The following is a 24,792-nucleotide window of genomic DNA, read 5'->3' as shown; positions in this document are numbered from 1 at the left end:
TATTGAAATGGGTCTTCAGTTGTCGCTATAATAGATAAATACGAGCAAGAAGTAGGGGCGTGCAATTTTGGAAAAACAAGTCTTAATACATTTGCAAACGGTTATTGAAGACAATGGTCAAAAAGAAACTAATACAAGTAAGCAGATTGGAAAGTTTTATCGAAAAAATAATATGGATGTTATTACCTTTGAAGAGAAGACAGAGGATAATTATAGTATTAAAAGCTTCATTACCATACATCCAGAAAAGGTAAATATAAAACGGTCAGGAGCCGTCTCTATGAATCAGCAATTTCGTATGGAAAAAGTGACGGAGAATGTCTATACACATCCGCATGGCAACTTACATATGGAAACATATACAAATTCCATTAATTATCAAGCACTAGATAGTCAACACGAGGGTCAGCTTAATATCGAATACACGGTAAAATTGAACGGACAAGATGAACGTAAACATAAACTAACACTTACACTTAAAAAGGAGGAAGCAGAATGAACGTCTTAGCACAAACAGAAACCAATTTAAAAGAACAGATTAGTGCCGCGGTTTTAAAAGCGGAACTTGCAACAGAAACGGAACTACCAGATATCATTTTAGAAAAACCAAAGGATAAGTCACATGGTGATTTTGCGACAAATATAGCGATGCAATTAGCACGAATCGCAAAGAAAGCACCTAGACAAATTGCAGAAGATATCGTAGCTAATTTAGATACATCAAAGGCTTCTGTAGAAAAAGTTGACATTGCAGGTCCCGGCTTCATTAACTTTTTCATGAGAAACGACTTTTTGACCGATTTAATCCCTACGATATTAGAGGCTGGCGTTGCATACGGAAGAACCGAATACGGCAAAGGAAGGAAAGTCCAAGTGGAGTTCGTTTCCGTAAACCCAACTGGAAACCTACATCTTGGGCATGCTCGTGGGGCTGCATTTGGGGATGTGCTATGCAGTGTGTTAGATGCTGCGGGGTTTGAAGTAGAGCGTGAATACTATATCAATGATGCTGGAAACCAAATTGATAATCTTGCATTATCTGTGAATGCACGGTACCTACAAGCATTAGGGCAAGAAGCGGATATGCCTGAAGATGGTTACCATGGCCAAGATATTGTAGCAATTGGAAAAGAATTAGCGGAGGAACATGGAAAAGCCTACGCAAATAAGTCTGAAGAAGAGCGTCTAGCATTTTTTAAAGAATATGGCCTAGAGTATACATTAGGAAAGATTAAGAAAGACCTGAATGATTTTGGCGTTCATTTTAATAACTGGTTCTCAGAAAGAAGTCTATACAAGAACGATGAAATCAAAGATGTATTGAACAAGTTAGAAGAAGGCGGATATATATATGAACAGGACGGTGCAACATGGTTCCGTTCAACGGACTTCGGTGATGATAAGGATCGTGTTCTAGTAAAAAATGATGGGGCATACACGTATTTAACACCAGACATTGCATACCATCAAAACAAATTAAATCGTGGATTTGATAAGCTGATTAATGTATGGGGTGCCGACCACCATGGATACATTCCAAGAATGAAAGCTGCAATTCAAGCACTTGGCTATGAAGCGGATAAACTTGATGTGAAAATCATTCAAATGGTAAATCTTTTTGATGGTGGAGAAAAGCTTCGTATGAGTAAGCGTACTGGTAATGCAGTATCACTTAGAGAACTAATGGATGAGGTAGGAATCGATGCTGTTCGATATTTCTTCGTAGCTCGATCTAATGATTCCCAGCTTGATTTTGATGTAGAGCTTGCACGATCACAGTCAAATGACAACCCGGTGTACTATGTGCAATATGCCCACGCACGAATTTGCACCATGCTAAAACAAGCAGAGGCAAAGGGTATAGAGTTCAAACAAACGTTTGATTCATCTTTATTAACTTCTGAAAAAGAGCTTGATTTACTAAAGAAAATGGGAGAATACCCACAAGTAATTGTGGATGCAGCTGATAAACATGCACCACAGAAAATTACACAATATGTCTTTGATTTAGCATCCTTACTACACAGTTTCTATAATGCAGAGAAAGTATTGGATACAGATAATCTTGAGTTAACAAATGCGAGAATTGCGTTAATGAAGGCAGTTAGAACAACAATTGCGAATGCGTTGAAGTTAATTGGAGTGAATGCTCCAGAGAAAATGTAAAAGTGATACTTAATATGAAAGTTAGAAACCTGGGATTTTTCCTGGGTTTTTTTAATGCTTTCAACATATATCCAAGTAGTAGAGCATATCCATAAAAAACAGGTTGACTGAATAGTCATTCATAATTTATAGTAGAGGTGAAACATTCTTTTTTATTTTCAAATAATTGCAATCGCTATCATTTTAATGTAGTTGGTTATTCTTTGCAAGAAAATTAATACATTAGGAAAAAGAACTTCAGTAGGAGGGGCAGCTGATGGAAGTATTCTTATTAATCAACACGCTATTATTTATCGCCGTCACAATCTATGCATTTTACTTGTTTGGTAGAGTAATTGCAACAAGGGTAGCCTACATTAGACTTGGTAAAAAATCGGAGTTTGATGGGGAAATTAAAGAGCGAGTAAACCGAATTATCAAGATTGTATTTGGACAATCAAAATTATTAAAGGATAAAAAGTCCGGTATAATTCACGTTATGATGTTCTATGGATTCATCCTTGTACAATTTGGTGCAATTGATTTTATCGTAAAAGGCATTTCACCTGGGAATCATTTGCCATTTGGATTTTTATATCCAGGATTTACATTTTTCCAGGAAATCGTGACATTAACTATTTTAGTAGCAGTTATTTGGGCATTTTACCGCCGTTATATTGAAAAACTAGTCCGTTTAAAGCGTGGTTTTAAAGCTGGATTAGTATTAATATTCATTGGAACATTAATGGTTTCCGTATTACTTGGAAACGGTATGGCGCAAATTTGGCATGGACATTCTGCAACATGGACAGAGCCAGTTGCTAGTTTAATAGCCACCGTCTTTGGTTTCTTATCACCTTCAGCGGCAATGGTTATATTCTTTGTAAGCTGGTGGATTCATAACCTAACATTACTTACGTTCTTAGTTTACGTTCCACAATCCAAGCACGCACACTTAATTGCAGCACCGATCAACGTATTCCTAAGTAAGCGTGTTCCTGGTAAACTGAATAAGCTAGATTTTGATATCGATGAAGAAAGTGAAGAAGAAGTATCCTTTGGTGTTGGAAAAGTAGAGGACTTTGAACAAATTCAAATGATCGACTTTTATGCCTGTGTAGAATGTGGACGTTGTACAGATGTTTGTCCTGCTGCAGGCACAGGGAAAATGCTGTCACCAATGGATTTAATGGTCAAGATTCGTGATCACTTAACCGAAAAAGGTGCAGCAGTTACTGGGAAATCACCGTGGGTTCCTTCCTATGCATTTGCCGGTACTCAAGGAAACCAATTAGCCAAAACTGCAAAAAGTGAAGCGGCAGCAACAATGGAGACGATTAGTCTAATTGGTGATGTGATAACAGAAGAAGAAATCAATGCATGTACAACTTGCCGTAACTGTGAAGATGCATGTCCAGTTATGAATGAGCACGTGGATAAGATTATTGACTTAAGGCGTTACTTAGTAATGACAGAAGGAAAAATGGATGCTGATGTTCAACGTGCGGTAATGAATATAGAACGTCAAGGTAACCCTTGGGGATTATCGAAGAAAGACCGTATTAAATGGCGCGAAACAGATGAAACAGCATATATTCCTACTGTTAAAGAATTGAAAAAAGAAGGAAAAGACTTCGAATACTTATTCTGGGTTAGCTCGATGGGTTCATTTGATGCACGTAGCCAAAAGATCGCTATTGCGTTTGCTAAATTAATGAACCAAGCTGGCATCAGCTTTGCAATTCTAGGAAACAAAGAAATGAACTCAGGTGATACAGCAAGACGTATCGGAAATGAATTTTTATTCCAAGAAATCGCAGAGAAAAACATTAAAGAATTTGAGAAAAATGAAGTGAAAAAAATAGTAACGATTGATCCACACGCATACAATATTTTTAAGAATGAATATCCTGACTTTGGGTATGAGGCGGAGGTTTACCATCATACACAAATGCTTTATGATTTAGTTATGGACGGTAAATTAAAACCAACCAAAGCAATTAATGAACGATTAACCTACCATGATTCCTGTTACTTAGGAAGATATAATGGCGTCTATGATCCGCCACGTGAGATTCTTTCTGCAATTCCAGGTCTAGAACTTGTGGAAATGGATCGTAGCCGTGAAAATGCGATGTGCTGTGGAGCTGGCGGTGGTCTAATGTGGACAGAAGAAACAACTGGAAACCGCATTAATGTAGCGAGAACAGAGCAAGCGTTAGCCGTTCAACCAACCATGATTTCGAGTGCATGTCCATACTGCTTAACGATGCTAAGTGATGGAACAAAAGCGAAAGAAGTAGAAGAAGACATAAGCACAATGGATGTTGCAGAAATTCTAGCAATATCTGTCTTAGTGGAAGAGGAAGTAAAGACCGCATAAGTTCAGGGATAGAGGGGTAAACGTATTTGACTACCCCTCTTATTTACAGAATTGATACTGAGCGAGCGTTCAATCATTATGACATAAGGAATGACAACATAGAAAAAATAAAAGTAGGAGGAATGTTAAGATGAAAAAATCAGTCATTGTAGCAGGAGCAAGAACTCCATTTGGAAAATTTGGCAGTGCCTTAAAACCACTAACTGCATCTGAATTAGGTGGAAAAGCAATAAAAGCTGCTTTAGAAAGAGCGGGGGTAGAAGGTACAGAAGTTGGCGAAGTAATCATGGGGAATGTTCTACAAGGTGGTCAAGGACAGCTTCCATCACGCCAAGCATCCCGCGCGGCAGGTCTTCCATGGGCCGTTAAAACAGAAACAATCAACAAGGTTTGTGCTTCTGGCCTACGTAGTGTCACATTAGCAGACATGTTAATTCGTCTCGGTGAAGAAGAGGTAGTCGTTGCGGGTGGCATGGAAAGTATGAGTAATGCACCATATATTTTACCAGACGCACGCTGGGGTAACCGTATGGGTGATAAACGTGTGGTTGACATGATGATTCACGACGGGCTAACCTGTTCCTTCACTGGAGTACACATGGGAACGTACGGTAACTCAACAGCGGAAGAGTTTAATTTAACTCGCGAAGCACAGGATGAATGGGCATACCGCAGTCATATGCGTGCAGTGAAAGCAATGGAAGATGGAAAGTTTGACGATGAGATCGTACCAGTTGAAATCATCGGGCGTAAAGGTGACACAGTATTAGTAGAAAAAGATGAAGCACCAAGAAAAGATACTAGCTTAGAAGTTTTAGGAAAACTAAGACCTGCATTCGATAAAGACGGAACTATCACTGCCGGTAATGCTCCTGGCATCAATGATGGTGCAGCAGCATTTGTGTTGATGTCAGAAGAAAAAGCCGAAACCCTTGGCAAAAAGCCTTTGGCAACCATTCTAGGTCATGCCGAAGTAGCTGTCGAAGCAAAGAACTTCCCACAAACACCGGGAATTGTAATTAATGCATTACTTGAAAAAACAGGCTACACAAAAGACGATATTGCTTTATATGAAATTAATGAAGCATTTGCCGCGGTATCACTAGCAAGCGGCGTCATTGCTGGTCTAGACCCGGAAAAGGTAAATGTAAACGGTGGAGCAGTGGCCCTTGGACACCCAATTGGAGCTAGTGGATCCCGTATCATCTTAACACTGATCCACGAACTAAAGCGCCGTGGAGGCGGATTAGGAATTGCTGCAATTTGTAGCGGTGGCGGCCAAGGCGATGCGATATTAATTGAGGTACCAGGGGAGTAATAAATTTGTTGGATTTGGGATGAGGAATAGTTTGGGAGTTTGATAGATGTAGGGGACTGGGAGTGTCCGGGGGTCAGGAGGGCGCATGCCCCGCTCTAACGGTCACATGCTCAGAAAACATGCACATCAACCTCCCTCTCATACAAACCTCATTCCTTTAATATACAGGAGGTGCAACAAATGAAAACAGTAATGGTAATCGGTGCTGGACAAATGGGGGCAGGAATTGCCCAAGTCTGTGCGCAATCAGGATTCAATGTTTATTTAAATGATATGAACGAAGCGGCTCTAGAAAAGGGCATGAAAAATATTGAAAAGCTATTAGCCCGTGCGGTTGATAAAGGCCGCATCACGGACAAAGAAAAAGTAGACACATTAACTAGACTAACTCCATCATCTAGCTTTCAAGATGCAAAAAACTGTGATTTAGTTATTGAAGCGGTTGTTGAAAACATGGATGTCAAAACAAGTGTATTTAAACAATTGGATGAAATTGCACCAGCACACACGATTCTTGCATCCAATACATCATCACTTCCTATTACGGAAATTGCAAGCGCTACCAGTAGACCGGAGCAAGTGATTGGGATGCATTTTATGAATCCAGTGCCAGTTATGAAACTAGTTGAAATTATTCGCGGTCTACAAACTAGTAATGAGACTTACCAAGCTATTGAGGATATGACCCATAAACTAAGCAAGACACCAGTTGAAGTGAATGATTTTCCAGGCTTTGTATCAAACCGTATTTTAATGCCAATGATCAACGAAGCTATCTACACATTGTATGAAGGCGTGGCATCGGTAGAGGATATTGATACCGTGATGAAACTTGGGATGAATCACCCAATGGGACCATTACAGTTAGCTGATTTTATCGGACTTGATACATGTCTATATATCATGGAGGTCTTACATGAAGGATTTGGTGATAGTAAGTACCGGCCATGTCCATTATTACGGAAATATGTGAAAGCAGGATGGTTAGGGAAGAAAACAGGACGAGGATTTTACCGGTACGATTAGTTTTACATAATATTTAACAACATTAGAAAGGGGGCGAGAACCATGCATTTTCACTTTACTGATGAACAACAGATGATGCGCAAGATGGTTCAAGACTTTGCCCAGAAAGAAGTACTTCCGGAGATAGAAAGAATGGAGCAGGATGAAAGGTTTCCAATGGAACTTATTAAGAAAATGGGAGAATTGGGGATCATGGGAATCCCAATCCCCGAAAAGTACCAAGGGGCAGGGATGGACTACACGTCTTATATTATTGCGATTCATGAGCTAGCGAAAGTAAGTGCTACACTAGGGGTTATTTTATCGGTTCATACATCTGTAGGTACAAATCCAATTCTATTTTTTGGTACCGAGGAACAAAAAGAGAAGTACGTACCGAAGCTGGCCACGGGTGAATACCTTGGTGCGTTTGCATTAACTGAGCCGCAAGCAGGATCTGATGCGAAAAATTTAAAAACAACTGCCAAGCTCGATGAAAATCATTATGTTCTGAATGGATCGAAAGTGTTTATTACAAATGGTGGGGCAGCTGATTTATATATTACATTTGCGAGAACTTCCCCTGGACCAGACGGAATCTCTGCTTTTATCGTAGAAAAGGATACAGAAGGTTTCATTATTGGGAAACAGGAAAAGAAGATGGGCTTACATGGGTCTAGTACAGTTCAGCTAACCTTTGAAGGATGCCGGGTACCGAAAGAGCAATTACTTGGTAATGTTGGCGATGGTTTCAAGATTGCGATGGCAAACCTAAATAAAGGAAGAGTTGGAATTGCAGCACAAGCTCTTGGGATAGCGGAAGCAGCACTAGAACATGCGACTAAATATGCGCGTGTCCGTGAGCAGTTCGGAAAGCCAATAGCACACAACCAAGGTATTTCTTTCAAACTAGCAGATATGGCTACACAAGTGGAGGCAGCGAAACTATTAGTCTACCAAGCTGCATCCCTTATTGAGCAAGAAATCCCATGTGTTAAGGAAGCATCAATGGCGAAAATGTATGCCTCTAACACTGCTATGAATGTGGCAATAGAAGCAGTCCAGATTTTTGGAGGCTACGGCTACACAGAGGAGTATCCAGTGGAACGACTATTCCGGGATGCAAAAATCACCCAAATTTACGAAGGCACAAATGAAATTCAGCATATCGTTATTTCCAATAACTTAATCAGAAACTAGGAGGCAAGGAACATGAACTTTCAATTAACAGAAGAACAGGAAATGTTACGTAAGATGGTCCAGGATTTTGCCAGAAAAGAAGTAGAACCAACCGCTGCAGAGCGTGATGAGGAAGAACGCTTTGACCGTGAAATTTTCGATAAAATGGCAGAATTAGGCTTAACCGGGATTCCTTGGCCAGAAGAATATGGTGGAATTGGTGCCGATTATGTAAGTTATGTGATCGCTGTAGAAGAATTATCTCGTGTGTGTGCTTCAACAGGGGTAACCCTTTCAGCTCACCTTTCCCTAGCTAGCTGGCCAATTTATAAATATGGAAATGAAGAACAAAAGAAGAACTTTTTAACACGTCTAGCAACAGGAGAAGCCTTAGGAGCTTATGCCCTATCGGAACCAGGTGCTGGAAGTGATGTTGCTTCCATGAAAACAACAGCTAAATTAGATGGTGAACACTATGTACTGAATGGTAGTAAAGTTTGGATTACCAATGGTGGAGTAGCGGATATTTATGTAGTATTTGCAAAAACAGATGTAGAGGCACGTCATAAAGGGATTAGTGCATTCATCGTAGAAAAAGGAACAGAAGGATTCACTTTTGGAAAGAAAGAGAAAAAGCTAGGAATTCGTTCATCTCCTACTACAGAACTTATCTTTGAAAATTGCCGTGTGCCAAAGGAAAATCTACTAGGGGCAGAAGGAGAAGGATTCAAGGTTGCCATGACGACACTTGATGGTGGACGTAATGGTATTGCGGCACAAGCAGTTGGTATTGCACAAGGTGCATTAGATGCAGCAACCAACTATGCGCGGGAGCGTGAACAGTTCGGTAAGCCTATTGCACATAACCAAGGAATATCTTTCAAACTAGCAGATATGGCAACAGAAATAGAAGCAGCCCGTCTCTTAACGTATCAAGCAGCATGGCTAGAATCAGAAGGACTTCCTTATGGAAAGGCATCTGCTATGTCGAAGCTATTCGCTGGAGACGTTGCGATGAAATCTACTGTAGAAGCGGTTCAAATTTTCGGTGGGTATGGATATACAAAGGATTACCCAGTAGAACGTTATATGCGTGATGCAAAAATTACTCAAATCTATGAAGGAACACAAGAAGTACAACGTCTTGTTATCGGTAGAATGGTAACGAAATAGAAAGGATGTACAGGATGCACCAGTTAGTGGAGCGGATTGCCAATAAGGATGTACGTGCCTTAGCAAGGGCAATTACGCTTGTAGAAAATGACCATGAAGACAAATTACAAATCATGCAGGATGTCTATTCCATCAAAAAGAATGGCATGTTTATCGGACTAACTGGATCTCCTGGTGCCGGGAAAAGTTCGCTTGTAAACCGGTTGATATCCCATATCCGGACGGAGGGGAAGACGGTAGCAGTTATTGCCGTTGACCCTACCAGTCCATTTAGTGGAGGGGCACTTCTTGGGGACCGCATTCGAATGAATGAGCATTTTACCGATGACGGCGTTTTTATCCGTAGTATGGCAACCCGTGGTAGTCTAGGCGGTCTTGCCCGGGCAACAAAAGACGCAGTTCGAATTTGTGATGCGTTTGGTTTTGATGTCATTATTGTCGAAACAGTCGGGGTCGGACAATCTGAACTAGATATCATGAAAATTGTGGACACAACAACAGTTGTATTGACACCAAACAGTGGTGATGTGCTGCAAATTTTTAAAGCAGGAATTATGGAGATTGCTGATTTGTATGTTATCAATAAAGCTGACTTACACGGTGTTGGAAAATTAAGAGCCATGTTAAGGGAACTCGTGCACATTACTAAAACGGACCAGCATGAAACAGCCATCGTGAAAACCATCACAACGGAAAACAAAGGAATCGATGAACTTTGGCAGAAAATCAATGAACATCATCATTACTTGTACAGTACAACAGAAGGAAAAAAGCGCCGTAACATGCGGGAAAAGCTCGAAGTACTCGAATTAATCCGTGAAGAAATTTGGCGTGATGTCAATCAGTTTATTCAGGCTCAACCGGATTTTACAGCCGATCAAGAAAACATAGATCCGTATAAACAGGCAAGTGATTGGTATGAGAAATGGAAAAGGGAAGGGAGATAGAAGGGTGAAGGAGAATAAGGTTCTATCTTCTGTTAAAGATGAAGAGTTAATTAAGAAAAGGCGAGACCAAATGATCAAAGGTGCCTTAACATTGTTTAAAGAAAAAGGATTTCATCGAACAACGACAAGGGAAATTGCCAAGGAATCAGGGTTCAGTATTGGGACCCTTTATGAATACATCCGTACCAAAGAAGATGTATTATATCTAGTCTGTGATTCCATCCATGGAGAAGTGAAGAAGCGTCTTGAGGTAGTGGTTGAGCGGAATCAAGCTTCAACAGAAAACTTAGGAAATGTGATTACATCCTTCTTCCGTTTAATGGATGAGATGCAGGAAGAAATTTTGATCTTATATCAAGAAGTTAAATCCCTAAGTAAAGAAACAAGACGTGCCATTCTCCAAAAAGAAAGAGAAATGGCAACCATGCTAGAAAAAGCAATCACAGCCTCACTTCCAAACGCCCTACCAAAGCAAGACATCACACTACTAGCCAATAACATCATGATCCAAGGTCACATGTGGGGCTTTAGAAGATGGATGCTACAAAAAGAATTTACCCTGGATGAATATATCGAAAAACAACTACAATTTGCCTTTTCAGCATTGGGAATTAAACGCTCAACATAAATGCTTTGTTTTAAAAAGGAGAGTACTTTTTAGAAAGAATATAACATTGATTTATGCTGCGAACCACGATTAACAAGCAAAGTTTGATATAAACCCAATAAATTGGAGGTTTTAATAAATGGTACAACAAGTCACATCATATAAAACAAAGCATCCAGTTCGCTTTGTTACCGCATCAAGTCTTTTTGATGGCCATGACGCTTCCATCAATATCATGCGCCGAATCTTACAAGCAAGTGGAGCAGAAGTAATCCACCTTGGTCACAATCGATCTGTTGAAGAAGTAGTCCATGCGGCCATACAAGAGGATGTACAAGGGATTGCAATTTCCTCTTACCAAGGTGGGCATGTGGAATATTTTAAATACATGATTGACCTTTTAAAAGAACTTAACGCAGAACATATTAAAGTATTTGGTGGTGGTGGCGGCGTTATCATCCCACGTGAAATTAAAGAATTGCACCAATATGGTGTTACACGTATTTTCTCCCCGGATGATGGTCGTGAACATGGCCTACAAGGTATGATCAATTTCATGTTAGAAGAATGTGATTTTCTACCACCATTTGATTTGGAAAAGCAATTGGAAAAACTGCAAGCAGGCGACCGCCAAGCAATCGCAAGAATGATTACCTATGTGGAAAATGAAGAAATTGAGGTAGAAGAGAAACAGAAGGTATTAGAAGCAGTTAGTAAAATAGCTGATACCAAAACTCCAGTTCTTGGGATTACAGGTACTGGCGGTGCAGGAAAAAGTTCATTAACCGATGAACTAATTCGTCGATTCATGAATGAAATACAGGAAAAAAAAGTAGCGATAATCTCAATTGACCCTACGAAGCGGAAGACAGGCGGTGCTCTTCTTGGAGATAGAATCCGTATGAATGCTATCTTCACCAATCGTGTTTACATGCGGTCACTTGCTACGAGAGATTCAAGAAGTGAATTATCAAAGGCAATACAGGATGTCATTCAGGTGGTTCGTGCTTCCGGGTTTGATTTTATTGTGGTCGAAACAAGTGGAATTGGGCAAGGAGATGCAGCTATTACGGACATAACGGACCTTTCTATGTATGTGATGACATCAGAATTTGGTGCACCAACACAGCTTGAGAAGATTGATATGATTGATTTTGCCGACTTTATTGTCATTAACAAATTTGAGCAAAAAGGCTCTGAGGATGCACTGAACCAAGTGAGGAAACAATACGAGCGTAGTCATATGTTGTTCCATCAAGATAAGAAGACCTTCCCTGTGTTTGGGACAATAGCAAGTCAATTTAATGATACAGGTACGAATGCTTTATTTGCCGCAATCGTTGATAAGTTAAATGAGAAGTATGGCTGGGAAGAAAAAGTGGAATTTGACCGTTTTACGATTTCTGAAAAGCAAAACCTGATTATCACTAATGAACGCCGTCACTACTTACGTGAGATTGCAAGCCATGTTCGAAACTATCACAAGAACGCAACAGAACAAAGTGAAATCGCTAGGAAAATGTATCAATTACAAGGAGCGCTTAAACTGGTTGAAGATGATATGGTGAAGGATTCATTGAGATCAACCTATACAACCTACGAAGCAAAACTTCATCCAAATGCTAAGAAATTATTAGAATCATGGGATACGACAAAAGAAAGCTATACAGGCGATACGATGACGTTTAAGGTCCGAGACAAAGAAATTAACATGGAGTTGACAACGGAATCCCTTGCTGGCTTAAAGATACCTAAGGTTGCATTTCCAAAATACATGGACTGGGGAGAAAGACTTCTTTGGCAGTTAAAGGAAAATGTTCCGGGAGCATTTCCATTCACAGCTGGAGTATTTCCGTTCAAACGGAAGGGAGAAGACCCAACACGTCAATTTGCAGGAGAAGGAACACCAGAAAGAACAAATCGTCGTTTCCATTATTTATCAAAAAATGATGAGGCTAAACGTCTATCGACAGCCTTTGACTCCGTTACATTGTATGGAGAAGATCCGGCATACCGACCAGATATTTACGGAAAAGTTGGCGAGAGTGGTGTTAACGTTTGTACACTTGATGATATGAAAAAGCTATATAAAGGCTTTGACTTAATCAACCCATTAACATCTGTTTCCATGACAATTAATGGACCAGCGCCAATTATTTTGGCTATGTACTTTAATACGGCAGTCGATCAGCAAGTAGAAAAGTTTACTCAAGAAAATGGTCGTAAGCCAACTAATGAAGAGTATGAAAAAATTAAAGCAGATACACTCGCTGTAGTCCGAGGAACTGTTCAAGCAGATATTTTAAAAGAAGATCAGGGACAAAATACTTGTATCTTCTCAACTGAATTTGCGCTGCGAATGATGGGTGACATCCAAGAATACTTTATCAATAAAAATGTACGAAACTATTACTCGGTATCCATTTCTGGTTATCATATTGCAGAAGCAGGAGCAAATCCAATTACACAACTTGCATTTACGCTTGCAAATGGCTTTACCTATGTAGAGTATTATCTAAGTCGTGGCATGGATATTAATAAATTCGCACCGAATTTATCATTCTTCTTTTCCAATGGACTGGACCCTGAATATACCGTCATAGGTCGGGTAGCACGTCGTATTTGGGCAATAACAATGCGTGATAAATATGGTGCCAATGAGCGAAGCCAAAAATTGAAGTACCATATTCAAACTTCTGGTCGTTCCTTACATGCACAGGAAATTGATTTTAATGATATTCGTACAACATTACAAGCATTAATTGCGATTCAAGATAACACAAACTCACTCCATACAAATGCATATGATGAGGCTATTACAACACCAACAGAAGAATCCGTAAGACGCGCAATGGCAATTCAAATGATTATCAACCGTGAATTTGGCTTAACGAAAAATGAGAACTCCCTGCAAGGATCCTTCGTCGTTGATGAGCTTACAGACCTTGTAGAAGAAGCGGTATTACAGGAGTTTGAACGCATTAATGATCGTGGTGGTGTACTAGGTGCGATGGAGCGCCAATACCAACGAGGTAAAATTCAAGAGGAATCCCTCTATTATGAAGGGAAAAAACATTCAGGCGAACTGCCAATTATTGGGGTAAACACGTACCTGAATCCTAACCCACCATCAGAAGAGGAAATTGATTCCATGGAGCTAGCCCGAGCAACAACCGAAGAAAAGGAACATCAAATCCAAGAACTAAAGAAATTCCAAGAAAAACACCAAGATCATGTAGGTCCAGCCCTAAAACGCCTAAAAGAAGTAGCAGCATCCGGGGGAAACGTCTTCGAAGAACTAATGGAAACCGTCAAAGTAGCTAGCCTAGGCCAAATCACAACCGCCCTATACGAAGTCGGAGGACAGTATAGAAGGAATATGTGATGATAGTAAGTTTTGCATATTGCAAAATTGATAGAAATTCTTTTTGGATTATTATGGATTACCAGAATTAAAAGAAAGCCAAACAACAATAGTTGCACTTAGCGGCCCGAATACACCAAGACTTCTATGGGAGGATAGGCATCGGTGAGACCCTGCAGCAGGAATTAGGGGTTCAAAGACTAAGATCGCCTCATCCTGAGGCAACGCCTTTGTGACCAACATCCTATTGGCCCGAGGCTCATCAGCCGCCCATGGCAAGGTAGACACTGCGATGGTTTTTTCGAGCAGATGTCGCCCCTGTGCTGGAAGTAAAAGCGAAGTGTATTCGGGCCGCGGGCTTGATATCTACACCATAATAAATGTCGAAAGTTATATCTTTTTAGCATTTATATAAAACAAAGAAAATAAATTTGATAATTACATCATATTTTGTTTATAATGTATCATAGCTTTAAAAACAACACATACAAAGTTATACTAGCAAGAGTTATCCTACCCTATAGGATTCATTTTTAATAGAAACTGTATATTAACGAAAAGGGAGTGCGGTATTGTGAGCTTGGATAATCTTAGCCGCGAGGAAATTGAAAGAATGTCAATGTTAGAATTGGCAAAAGAAGTATTACTAGCAGAAACAAAAGCAATGGACTTTAGAGATATTTTCAATAAAGTTGCAGAACTAAAAGGTTATACCGAACAACAAAAAGCAGACCTACTAGCACAATTCTACACAGACTTAAACGTAGACGGAAGATTCATTACCCTAGGTGCTAACATGTGGGGATTAAAGCGCTGGTATCCATTTGAACAAATGGACGAAGATATCCACAACGAACCGAAGAAGAAAAAGAAGAAATCTAAAAAGAAAATTGAAGATGATGACGACTTAGATCTGGAAGACGATGATTTAGATCTTGACCTAGATGACGATGATGATCTAGACGACGAGGACTTCGATGATATTGACGAAGATGAAGAAGAAGACTTTGAACTAGAAGATGAAGATTTCGATGAATTCGATGACGATGATGAAGACGATGTCGATGATGAACTAGAAGACCTTAATGAAATCGAAGAAGAAGACCTAGACGACGAAAAATAAAAACACACCTTGACTTTTATAGAACAGGTTTGTACAATATGTATTGGGCTCTTTAAAATTATTTATTCAAAGCGTTTCCCTTAAAAAGGGGAGCGCTTTTTGTGTTTTACACAAGCCCATAACGGGAATCAATACCCTAGCAGCAAAAAGAATCTTCTTTTAAGGAATCTTCTTTTATAGCTAGTAAAAAGTGATTTGGTAAGTATTAATTACTGTTATTTTTATTAGGTTGTAACTCATACGTCCAAGAAGGATTATTAATTTTTTCGCATTGAGCGGCCAGATACACGAAGACTCCTTGAAAAAGAGGAGCGTTTTTTCTGCGTGCGATGTCATGCTGACGAAGCGCTTCTTGTCCTGTGGGAGGAATGGCATCGGTGAGACCCCGCAGCAGGAATTAGGGGTTCAAAGACTAAGATCGCCTCATCTTGAGGCAACGCCTTTGTGACCAACATCCTGTTGGCCCGAGGCTCACCAGCCGCCCATGGCAAGGTAGACACTGCGATGGTTTTTTCGAGCAGATGTCGCCCCTGTGCTGGAAGTAAAAGCGAAGTGTATCTGGCCGCGGACTTGGCCAGAAAGTAACAACAAAATGTTTAAAACCACTGGGAAGTTTTATTTTCTACGATTCTAAAAATAAATTAAGCACAAACTAAAACCAAACAGTGGCCGTACTTATTTTCATTTATATTAATCATACACAGAAAGAGGGATAAGGGTGGCAAAATACATTTTCGTCACAGGTGGCGTCGTGTCATCACTAGGAAAAGGAATAACAGCAGCATCAATAGGAAGATTACTTAAAAACAGAGGATTAAAAGTAACTATTCAAAAATTTGATCCATATATAAACGTTGACCCAGGCACTATGAGCCCATACCAACACGGAGAAGTATTCGTAACAGACGACGGTGCAGAAACAGACCTAGACCTAGGACATTACGAACGATTTATTGATGAAAACCTAAATAAATACAGCAACATTACTACTGGAAAAGTATACTCAAACGTAATTCGCAAAGAACGTCGTGGTGATTACCTTGGCGGAACTGTTCAAGTCATCCCACACATAACCAATGAAATCAAAGATCAAGTTTTCCGAGCAAGTGAAGCTACCCATGCAGACGTTGTTATAACAGAAATAGGTGGAACAGTAGGGGATATCGAATCTCTTCCATTCCTAGAAGCAATTCGCCAAGTGAAAAGTGATATTGGCAAGAAAAACGTCATGTACATTCATTGTACATTAGTGCCTTTTATCAAAGCAGCTGGTGAACTAAAAACAAAACCAACACAACATAGCGTAAAAGAACTACGCTCATTAGGGATTCAACCAGATGCAGTAGTATTACGTACTGAACATGAAATTAGCCAAGATATGAAAGATAAAATTGCTCTTTTCTGTGATATTCGTGAAGAAGCAGTAATTGAAATGCAAGATGCGGCAAACCTTTATGAAATCCCACTTTCATTACAAGAACAACATTTAGATCAAATCATCTGTAATCACTTTGAATTAGAAGTGGCCGGTGCCGATATGACAGAATGGAAAGAACTTGTGGACCGTGTAACCAATTTATCCAAGACTGTTGACATTGGCTTAGTTGGAAAATATGTTGAACTGCAAGACGCTTATATTTCTGTGGTGGAATCACTAAAACATGCAGGCTATGCATTTGATGCAGATATCAATGTTCACTGGATTAATTCAGAGAAAATGGATGTTGGAACAATTCGTGAAAAGTTATCACAAGTCGATGGCGTAATCGTACCAGGTGGCTTTGGAGACCGCGGAATCGAAGGGAAAATTGAAGCAATTCGATATGCCCGTGAAAATAACATTCCTTTCTTCGGAATCTGTTTGGGAATGCAGTTAGCAACAGTTGAATTTGCTCGTAATGTACTAGGGTATGAAGATGCTCATTCAGCAGAAATTAATCCAAATACAACACATCCTATCATTGATTTACTTCCAGAACAAAAAGATGTGGAGGATTTAGGTGGAACACTTCGTCTAGGTCTTTATCCATGTAAATTGAAGGAAGGTACCAAGACAAAAGCTGCTTATGATAGTGCAGAGATGGTGGAGGAACGCCATCGTCACCGTTATGAATTTAATAATGAATATCGGGAAGAAATGGAAGCAAAAGGGTTTATTTTCTCAGGAACAAGCCCAGATGGTCGTTTAGTAGAAACTATTGAAATTCAAGATCATCCTTGGTTTGTGGCATGTCAATTCCATCCAGAATTTAAATCACGTCCAACAAGACCACAAAGCTTATTCAAAGGTTTTATTGGCGCTGCAGTAGAACTAAATAGCCAGAAATAATCATGCCAAATTAATACTAGTAGTGCATTAGTCGCGAATTGTATCCCTATGTGATCCAATTCGCGTTTTTTTGTTATATTCAATTTAACGTTTATCAATTAGGACAATAGGGTACTAGTTACTGTCGATATGATATACGAATACCGCGATTAGAGGTTTAATAATTCTATAATTTACCATTTGGAGCGTTCGCTAAAAAGAAGGGATTTTAGTGCTTTATATCGAATAGTTAATGATAAAGGGGGATGTTGTCAAAATGAAGAGAAAAATATTGATAGTTGATGACGAAATTGGAATCCGGCTTTTGCTAGAGGATTTACTGGGTAGTGAAGGATTTCAAGTTCACACTGCCCAAAATGGAAAAGAGGCATTAGAAATGGTTAACAAGCATAAGATTGATTTAATGATAATAGATTATAAGCTTCCTATTATGGATGGTATTGAAGTCGTAAAACAATTAGAAAAAGAAAATAAAGATATCAATACTATTATCATGAGTGGTTTAGCAGAAAGCTTTAAAGATCTTACATATGAATTAACAAGTGTAAAAAAAGTATTGTCCAAGCCTTTTGATGTTCTTGAGGTAAGAGATTATGTAAAACAATTACTGGCAGACTAGTTGGAATTTTTTCAAATAGCCACTTCGACTCGATTACCTTGCATGCATGTCTTTGACTTTGGTATTCTAATACTGAAGTGAACAAAATGATGGATTTGATCTATCACGAAGGAGGACATTCAAATGCCATTAGTATCTATGAAAGACATGTTGAATAAAGCGAAAGACAATGGCTATGCAGTTGGACAGTTCAATATAAATAATTTGGAGTACATACAAGCGATTTTGCAAGCAGCTGAAGCGGAAAAATCTCCTGTAATTCTAGGGGTTTCTGAAGGTGCTGGAAAATATATGGGTGGCTTCAAGGTAGTTGTAGCAATGGTTAAAGCATTAATGGAAGAATATGGTACTACAGTTCCTGTTGCTATCCATTTAGACCATGGTTCAAGCTTTGAAAAATGTGCCCAAGCAATTCATGCAGGATTTACTTCTGTTATGATTGATGCTTCTCACTCACCGATCGAGGAAAACATTGCAACAACACAAAAGGTTGTTGAATTAGCACATATCCACGGGGTATCTGTTGAGGCTGAAGTTGGTACAGTAGGTGGAGAAGAAGACGGTGTTATCGGTGGAATTAACTATGCGGATCCTGAGGAATGTGTTCGTATCGTGAAAGAAGCAGGTATTGACTGCCTAGCACCAGCACTTGGTTCCGTTCATGGTCCTTATCAAGGAGAACCTAATCTAGGATTCAAAGAAATGGAAGAAATTTTAAACCTTACACAAGTTCCATTAGTACTACATGGTGGTACTGGAATTCCAACAAAGGATATCCAAAAAGCTGTTTCATTAGGTACAGCTAAAATTAATGTAAATACAGAAAACCAAATGGCTCAAGCGAAAGCCGTTCGCCAAGTATTAAATGAGAAAACAGAAGTTTATGATCCTCGTAAATACTTAGGACCAGGAACAGAAGCAATTAAACAAACTGTAATTGGTAAAATGCGTGAATTTGGTTCTTCTAATCAAGCTTAATAATTTTTAACAATACGCCCTATCCATTTGGTCGAACTACGTATATATTATATATGTAGATGGTCTAATAGACAGGGCTATTCCTATAAAATAGGGGAGGAAAAAACTACATGAAATTTTTTATCGACACAGCAAATATTGAGGAAATCCGTTCAGCTAACAAACTTGGTGTTTTAGCAGGAGTAACAACAAATCCAAGTCTTGTTGCAAAAGAAGGTGTATCATTTGTAGATCGTCTGAAAGAGATAACTGCAGAAGTTACAGAAGGATCTGTAAGTGCAGAAGTTATCGCTGAAGATGCAGAAGGAATGATTAAAGAAGGTTTAGAGCTAGCTGCTATTGCACCTAATATTACGATTAAAGTACCGATGACACTTGAGGGATTAAAAGCAGTGAAGGCGTTTAGTGACAAAGGTATCAAAACAAATGTTACGCTTATCTTTAATCCGAACCAAGCATTGTTAGCTGCTAGAGCTGGAGCTACATATGTTTCGCCATTCCTTGGTCGTTTAGATGATATTGGTCATGATGGTATGCAATTAGTTGCAACAATCGCTGAAATCTTTAATCGTCATGGTATTGAGACAGAAATTATCGCTGCAAGTATTAGACATCCGATGCATGTAACAGATGCGGCTCTAAACGGTGCACATATTGCGACAGTACCATATAACGTACTTGCTCAGCTAGTGAAGCATCCATTAACAGATCAAGGAATTGAAAAGTTTCTTGCAGATTGGGCAAAAGTAAATCAATAAATTACAGCTAGTACGACCACACTAAGGTTGACTAGAAATTTCAGTGTTTTAGAGAACTCCTACCTGTTTAGGTGGTGTGTGCTCAATTATTCATCTAAGAAAAGCAACGCCAAGTTTTTCAATCAGTTTGGTCCAAGGTTTGAAGAGATGTAGAACTGGGTAATAAAAAGGCTGGAATATTTAAATAATGTGGAGGATGTAAAAGGGGACAAATCTTAGTAACATCCTCACCTCATAAAGCGGGGTTTTTGACGTGCAAAAAATGATAGTTGAGGGCGGTCATGTCTTAAATGGTAAGGTACGCATCAGTGGAGCTAAGAACTCAGCAGTAGCTCTCCTTCCAGCTGCTATTTTAGCTGATTCGGAGGTTACAATAGAAGGACTGCCAGAAATTTCGGATGTATATACATTAAGTGATTTGTTAGAAGAAATCGGTGGGAAGGTTGCGTGGGATGGACAAACGATACATATCGATCCAGAAAACATGATTTCCATGCCACTACCAAATGGAAAAGTTAAAAAACTAAGAGCATCGTATTATTTTATGGGAGCCATGCTGGGCAAATTTAACAAAGCAGTGATCGGCTTGCCAGGTGGATGCTTCTTAGGCCCTCGTCCGATTGATCAACATATCAAAGGATTCGAAGCATTAGGTGCGGAAGTAACCAATGAACAAGGTGCGATTTATCTTCGAGCAAACGAGCTTAGAGGTGCCCGTATCTATTTAGATGTGGTTAGTGTTGGTGCCACCATTAATATCATGCTTGCCGCTGTAAAGGCAAAAGGGAAAACCATCATTGAAAATGCAGCGAAAGAGCCAGAAATTATTGATGTGGCAACCTTACTAACCAATATGGGTGCGAAAATTAAGGGTGTTGGGACGGACGTTATCCGTATCGAAGGAGTACCTACCTTACATGGTTGTAGACACACCATAATACCGGACCGAATCGAAGCAGGTACCTATGCCATTGCAGCTGCTGCCGCCGGCAATGAAGTAATAATTGATAACGTGATTCCACAGCATTTAGAATCACTATTAGCGAAACTACGCGAAATGGGTGTCACCGTAGAAGATTCAGACGACCAACTATATATTGCAGCCAAGAAACCATTAAAAAGCGTGGACATAAAAACATTAGTATATCCTGGTTTTCCAACGGATTTACAACAACCATTTACCAGCTTGCTGACAAAAGCACATAATACCGGAGTAGTGACGGATACCATTTATTCCGCTAGGCTCAAGCATATTGATGAGCTAAGAAGAATGAATGCCATCATTAAAGTAGAAGGCGGTTCTGTCATCGTATCAGGTCCAGTACAACTACAAGGAGCACGAGTCAAAGCTAGTGACCTCCGAGCCGGAGCAGCACTCATAATCGCAGGACTAATGGCCAATGGAATAACCGAAATAACAGGACTCGACCATATCGACCGAGGATACGAAAACCTAACAGAAAAACTAAACACCCTAGGCGCAAACGTATGGCGTGAAGACATGACAGAAACCGAGATCTTACAATACCAGAATTCGTAGAGTTTCTTGTTTGAGTTTTATTAAGTGGTTATTTTAATTAATTAAAAGTGTTTTGTATTTTAACCAGAGCAGCCCGAATACACGGAGACTCCTATGGGAGGATAGGCATAGGTGAGACCCCGTCAATAGCAAATAGGGGTTCAAAGGCTAAGGACGCCTCATCCTGAGGCAACGCCTTTGTGACCAACATCCTGTTGGCCCGAGGCTCACCAGCCGCCCATGGAAAGCGGAGTGAATTCGGGCTGCGAACATGGCAAGAAAGTTCCATCTATAATCCAACTTTTAAGTATATAAACCTTCTTGGGATGAGGCTTTATTTACTTAAAGGAGATGGGGAACATGGAAAGAAGCTTAACAATGGAAATCGTACGCGTAACAGAAGCAGCAGCACTTGCATCCGCACGTTGGATGGGAAGAGGAAAAAAAGAAGAAGCAGACGATGCTGCAACAACAGCAATGCGCGACGTTTTTGATACCATTCCGATGAGAGGATCTGTAGTTATTGGGGAAGGCGAAATGGACGAAGCCCCAATGCTATACATCGGAGAAAAGCTTGGTACTGGAACAGGCCCACTAGTTGACATAGCAGTTGATCCATTAGAAGGAACCAATATCGTGGCCAGTGGAACAACAAACGCATTAACCGTTATCGCAATCGGTGACCATGGTAAAGTTCTTCATGCACCGGATATGTATATGAAAAAAATAGCAGTAGGACGAGAAGCTGTAGGCAAAATTGATATTAATGCACCAACCATTGATAACTTAAAGGCAGTTGCAATGGCTAAAAACAAAGATATTGAAGACCTTGTTGTAATTTTGCTAGATCGTCCTCGTCACCAGAAGCTGATTGATGAGGTTAGAGCGGCAGGAGCCAGAATTCGATTAATTCAAGATGGTGATGTAGCAGCTGCAATTAATACTGCATTTGATGATACAGGTATTGATATTTTTATGGGCATTGGTGGTGCACCTGAAGGCGTCATTGCTGCAATAGCGCTAAAATGCTTAGGTGGCGAAATGCAAGGTCAACTGGTTCCATCCAATGATGAGGAAATTACACGTTGTCACAAAATGGGAATTAGTGATATTAATAAAGTTTTTTATATGGATGATTTTTGTAGTGGGGATGACGCCATCTTTGCTGCAACCGGCGTTACAGATGGGGAATTATTAAAAGGTGTCCAATTCAAAGGCTCAAAAGCAAAAACACAAACTGTCGTGATGCGAGCTAAAAGTGGAACAGTTCGCTTTATCGATGGGGAACATAGCTTAAAGAAAAAACCAAACTTAGTCATGCAGCCTGAATAAATAATTGGAAAACATTGGCAACATCGTGCCAATGTTTTCCAATTCCTCTGACTTATATATACCTTAGAATGATAGCGATATTCGTGGAAGCCAGAAGAATTATGATTACTTGGCCCTAGTACTTTCCTACATTAATCTCTGCAAAAACATTACATTTTCCTTAATGCAAAAAAACTATTGAATATTCCTGTTAAAACGTTTAATATTGTAAATGTTTAAGATAGGTGTTGTTTGGTTAATATACAAGATAAAAGAAAAAAATCAAATGGTTGTCTCAAGGCACAGAGGAGAGACCCAAAACTTCTATTCTAGCTTCTAATTATTTTCTTCCCTTCTTCACAGTTTCACATCTAAGAAGCAAAAATTCAATCTATAATCAGAAATGCCTTATCAAAATAATTTCAAGTTCTAAAGAATCAAAATGGACATGTAAATATTACATAATCATTAGTGTTTCTATCAAAATAGTAAATATGTATAAGGAATAGGCGTGATAATTAAATGGCAGAGTTAACATTAAGCAAGCTTCAGGAACTAACCTTAAAAGAGATTTATGCATTAGCGAGAGAATACAAAGTATCTTATTATGCGAAACTAACGAAAAAAGAACTTATTTTTTCAATCTTAAAAGCACAGGCAGAAAAAGATGGCTTTTTATTCATGGATGGGGTATTAGAAATTATTCCGTCAGAAGGGTTTGGTTTCTTAAGACCAATAAACTATTCTCCAAGTGCAGAGGATATTTATATTTCAGCATCTCAAATACGTAGATTTGACTTACGTAACGGGGATAAAGTATCTGGTAAAGTACGACCTCCGAAAGAAAACGAACGCTACTACGGTTTATTGCATGTTGATGCGGTAAACGGTGAAGACCCTGACTCATCAAAAGAAAGAGTACACTTCCCAGCATTAACAGCTTTATACCCAGATCGCTTGATGAAACTTGAAACAAAATCAAACAAGCTTTCCACAAGAATTATGGATTTAATGGCGCCGGTAGGGTTTGGTCAACGTGGACTAATCGTTGCACCACCAAAAGCGGGTAAAACAATGCTACTCAAAGAAATTGCGAATAGCATCACCGTTAATCACCCAGAAGCAAAATTAATCATTCTGTTAGTAGACGAGCGACCAGAAGAAGTAACCGACATTGAACGCTCCGTTAGCCCAGATGTTGACGTGGTAAGCTCAACATTTGATGAAGTACCAGAAAACCATATTAAAGTTTCCGAGCTTGTTCTAGAACGTGCAATGCGATTAGTGGAACATAAACGCGATGTTATTGTGTTGATGGACAGCATTACCCGTCTTGCTCGTGCATACAACCTTGTAATTCCGCCAAGTGGCCGTACACTTTCTGGGGGTATTGACCCTGCGGCATTTCACCGTCCAAAACGTTTCTTCGGTGCAGCACGTAATATTGAAGAAGGTGGAAGTTTCACCATCTTAGCAACAGCACTTGTAGACACAGGTTCTCGTATGGATGATGTTATCTATGAGGAATTCAAAGGTACAGGTAATATGGAATTACACTTAGACCGTAATCTTGCTAATCGTAGAATTTTCCCTGCGATTGACATTTTACGCTCTGGAACTCGTAAAGAAGAGCTATTAGTTAATAAAGGCCAATTAGATAAAATGTGGGCAATTCGTAAAACCATGCAAGATTCCCCTGATTTCTTAGAACGCTTCCTTAGAAAACTAAAAGCATCTGAAAGTAATGAAGGATTTTTGCAAAAAATAGAAGAAGAAATGCAGCGTAAACGGACAGGGAAGTAGATAAACTAGCAGTAGGAATACATTTCCGGAATGAAATATTTCAATAAGCTATTGCAAACAGAGTCGCATATTGTTATAATTTTTTAGTGAGTTTAGAAAAGGTTTATACCTAACGCGGCTCTTAAAATGAGAGTTCAAAAGGAGGAAAAAAGGACCGAGCAGTTCGAGGAGGCGTAGATTTAAGCACTGGAATGTACACAAAAGGTACATGAGGAGCGGAAAATCAAGCCA

General features: G+C 39.5%; 18 protein-coding genes. All 18 read left to right on the top strand.

Annotation, left to right across the window (positions count from 1 at the left end; genetic code table 11):
- Positions 1 to 67: 67 nt before the first annotated feature.
- The 18 genes from TY11_RS06055 (at position 68) to rho (ending at position 24,561) form a co-directional block, all read left to right on the top strand.
- A complete protein-coding gene (locus TY11_RS06055) occupies positions 68 to 499 on the top strand; it encodes a YwiB family protein (RefSeq protein WP_042143944.1) in 432 nt (143 codons plus the stop codon).
- Positions 496 to 2,166, top strand: a complete 1,671-nt coding sequence (gene argS, locus TY11_RS06050; protein WP_042143942.1) for an arginine--tRNA ligase — start codon at positions 496 to 498, stop codon at positions 2,164 to 2,166. The genes TY11_RS06055 and argS overlap by 4 nt, the downstream gene beginning before the upstream one ends.
- A gap of 256 nt (positions 2,167 to 2,422) precedes the next feature.
- The gene (locus TY11_RS06045; protein ID WP_042143940.1) at positions 2,423 to 4,528 is read left to right on the top strand and encodes a (Fe-S)-binding protein; all 2,106 of its coding nucleotides are present in this window, start codon (positions 2,423 to 2,425) and stop codon (positions 4,526 to 4,528) included.
- Positions 4,529 to 4,658: 130 nt separating this feature from the next.
- Positions 4,659 to 5,846: an acetyl-CoA C-acetyltransferase gene (locus TY11_RS06040; protein ID WP_042143938.1), complete on the top strand. Its 1,188-nt coding sequence runs from the start codon at positions 4,659 to 4,661 to the stop codon at positions 5,844 to 5,846.
- Between the two features lie 180 nt (positions 5,847 to 6,026).
- A complete protein-coding gene (locus TY11_RS06035) occupies positions 6,027 to 6,872 on the top strand; it encodes a 3-hydroxybutyryl-CoA dehydrogenase (RefSeq protein ID WP_042143936.1) in 846 nt (281 codons plus the stop codon).
- A 42-nt stretch (positions 6,873 to 6,914) separates the two neighbouring features.
- Positions 6,915 to 8,051, top strand: coding sequence for an acyl-CoA dehydrogenase (locus TY11_RS06030; RefSeq protein WP_042143933.1), 1,137 nt, complete (start codon positions 6,915 to 6,917; stop codon positions 8,049 to 8,051).
- Positions 8,052 to 8,063: 12 nt separating this feature from the next.
- Complete coding sequence (locus tag TY11_RS06025) at positions 8,064 to 9,203, top strand: acyl-CoA dehydrogenase (RefSeq protein ID WP_042143932.1); 1,140 nt, start codon at positions 8,064 to 8,066, stop codon at positions 9,201 to 9,203.
- A 14-nt stretch (positions 9,204 to 9,217) separates the two neighbouring features.
- Positions 9,218 to 10,150 (top strand): methylmalonyl Co-A mutase-associated GTPase MeaB, encoded by a 933-nt coding sequence (gene meaB, locus TY11_RS06020; protein WP_042143929.1) that lies wholly within the window; start codon positions 9,218 to 9,220, stop codon positions 10,148 to 10,150.
- Positions 10,151 to 10,154: 4 nt separating this feature from the next.
- The gene (locus TY11_RS06015; RefSeq protein WP_042143927.1) at positions 10,155 to 10,778 is read left to right on the top strand and encodes a TetR/AcrR family transcriptional regulator; all 624 of its coding nucleotides are present in this window, start codon (positions 10,155 to 10,157) and stop codon (positions 10,776 to 10,778) included.
- Positions 10,779 to 10,896: 118 nt separating this feature from the next.
- A complete protein-coding gene (gene icmF, locus TY11_RS06010; protein ID WP_042143924.1) occupies positions 10,897 to 14,142 on the top strand; it encodes a fused isobutyryl-CoA mutase/GTPase IcmF in 3,246 nt (1,081 codons plus the stop codon).
- A 553-nt stretch (positions 14,143 to 14,695) separates the two neighbouring features.
- Entirely contained in the window at positions 14,696 to 15,244 is a 549-nt protein-coding gene (gene rpoE, locus TY11_RS06005) for a DNA-directed RNA polymerase subunit delta (protein ID WP_042143921.1), read from the top strand.
- A gap of 718 nt (positions 15,245 to 15,962) precedes the next feature.
- A complete protein-coding gene (gene pyrG, locus TY11_RS06000; RefSeq protein ID WP_042143919.1) occupies positions 15,963 to 17,573 on the top strand; it encodes a CTP synthase in 1,611 nt (536 codons plus the stop codon).
- Between the two features lie 256 nt (positions 17,574 to 17,829).
- On the top strand, positions 17,830 to 18,192 hold the full coding sequence (locus tag TY11_RS05995) for a response regulator (RefSeq protein WP_042143917.1): 363 nt from the start codon (positions 17,830 to 17,832) through the stop codon (positions 18,190 to 18,192).
- A gap of 123 nt (positions 18,193 to 18,315) precedes the next feature.
- Positions 18,316 to 19,170, top strand: coding sequence for a class II fructose-1,6-bisphosphate aldolase (fba, locus tag TY11_RS05990; RefSeq protein ID WP_042143914.1), 855 nt, complete (start codon positions 18,316 to 18,318; stop codon positions 19,168 to 19,170).
- Between the two features lie 110 nt (positions 19,171 to 19,280).
- Complete coding sequence (gene fsa / locus TY11_RS05985; protein ID WP_042143912.1) at positions 19,281 to 19,928, top strand: fructose-6-phosphate aldolase; 648 nt, start codon at positions 19,281 to 19,283, stop codon at positions 19,926 to 19,928.
- Positions 19,929 to 20,181: 253 nt separating this feature from the next.
- A complete protein-coding gene (gene murA, locus TY11_RS05980) occupies positions 20,182 to 21,468 on the top strand; it encodes a UDP-N-acetylglucosamine 1-carboxyvinyltransferase (RefSeq protein ID WP_042143909.1) in 1,287 nt (428 codons plus the stop codon).
- A 339-nt stretch (positions 21,469 to 21,807) separates the two neighbouring features.
- Positions 21,808 to 22,779 carry a class II fructose-bisphosphatase gene (gene glpX, locus TY11_RS05975; protein ID WP_042143908.1) on the top strand — a complete coding sequence of 324 codons (972 nt, stop codon included), beginning with the start codon at positions 21,808 to 21,810 and terminating at the stop codon, positions 22,777 to 22,779.
- A gap of 501 nt (positions 22,780 to 23,280) precedes the next feature.
- The gene (gene rho / locus TY11_RS05970) at positions 23,281 to 24,561 is read left to right on the top strand and encodes a transcription termination factor Rho (protein ID WP_042143906.1); all 1,281 of its coding nucleotides are present in this window, start codon (positions 23,281 to 23,283) and stop codon (positions 24,559 to 24,561) included.
- Positions 24,562 to 24,792: the final 231 nt, after the last annotated feature.

Origin of the sequence: Paucisalibacillus algeriensis (genome assembly GCF_000577245.1) — a bacterium.
In the GTDB taxonomy this organism is placed as follows: domain Bacteria; phylum Bacillota; class Bacilli; order Bacillales; family Amphibacillaceae; genus Ornithinibacillus.
The sequence above is the reverse complement of the archived record's forward strand: the minus strand, read 5'-3'. Positions and strand labels throughout refer to the sequence as shown.

Excerpts from the sequence above, each read along its gene's own strand:
- TY11_RS06040 (WP_042143938.1), top strand. The coding sequence starts at position 4,659 with ATGAAAAAATCAGTCATTGTAGCAGGAGCAAGAACTCCATTTGGAAAA.
- meaB (WP_042143929.1), top strand. The coding sequence starts at position 9,218 with ATGCACCAGTTAGTGGAGCGGATTGCCAATAAGGATGTACGTGCCTTA.
- TY11_RS06035 (WP_042143936.1), top strand. The coding sequence starts at position 6,027 with ATGAAAACAGTAATGGTAATCGGTGCTGGACAAATGGGGGCAGGAATT.
- rho (WP_042143906.1), top strand. The coding sequence starts at position 23,281 with ATGGCAGAGTTAACATTAAGCAAGCTTCAGGAACTAACCTTAAAAGAG.
- TY11_RS05995 (WP_042143917.1), top strand. The coding sequence starts at position 17,830 with ATGAAGAGAAAAATATTGATAGTTGATGACGAAATTGGAATCCGGCTT.
- fba (WP_042143914.1), top strand. The coding sequence starts at position 18,316 with ATGCCATTAGTATCTATGAAAGACATGTTGAATAAAGCGAAAGACAAT.
- TY11_RS06030 (WP_042143933.1), top strand. The coding sequence starts at position 6,915 with ATGCATTTTCACTTTACTGATGAACAACAGATGATGCGCAAGATGGTT.
- TY11_RS06025 (WP_042143932.1), top strand. The coding sequence starts at position 8,064 with ATGAACTTTCAATTAACAGAAGAACAGGAAATGTTACGTAAGATGGTC.
- argS (WP_042143942.1), top strand. The coding sequence starts at position 496 with ATGAACGTCTTAGCACAAACAGAAACCAATTTAAAAGAACAGATTAGT.
- TY11_RS06045 (WP_042143940.1), top strand. The coding sequence starts at position 2,423 with ATGGAAGTATTCTTATTAATCAACACGCTATTATTTATCGCCGTCACA.
- fsa (WP_042143912.1), top strand. The coding sequence starts at position 19,281 with ATGAAATTTTTTATCGACACAGCAAATATTGAGGAAATCCGTTCAGCT.
- glpX (WP_042143908.1), top strand. The coding sequence starts at position 21,808 with ATGGAAAGAAGCTTAACAATGGAAATCGTACGCGTAACAGAAGCAGCA.
- icmF (WP_042143924.1), top strand. The coding sequence starts at position 10,897 with ATGGTACAACAAGTCACATCATATAAAACAAAGCATCCAGTTCGCTTT.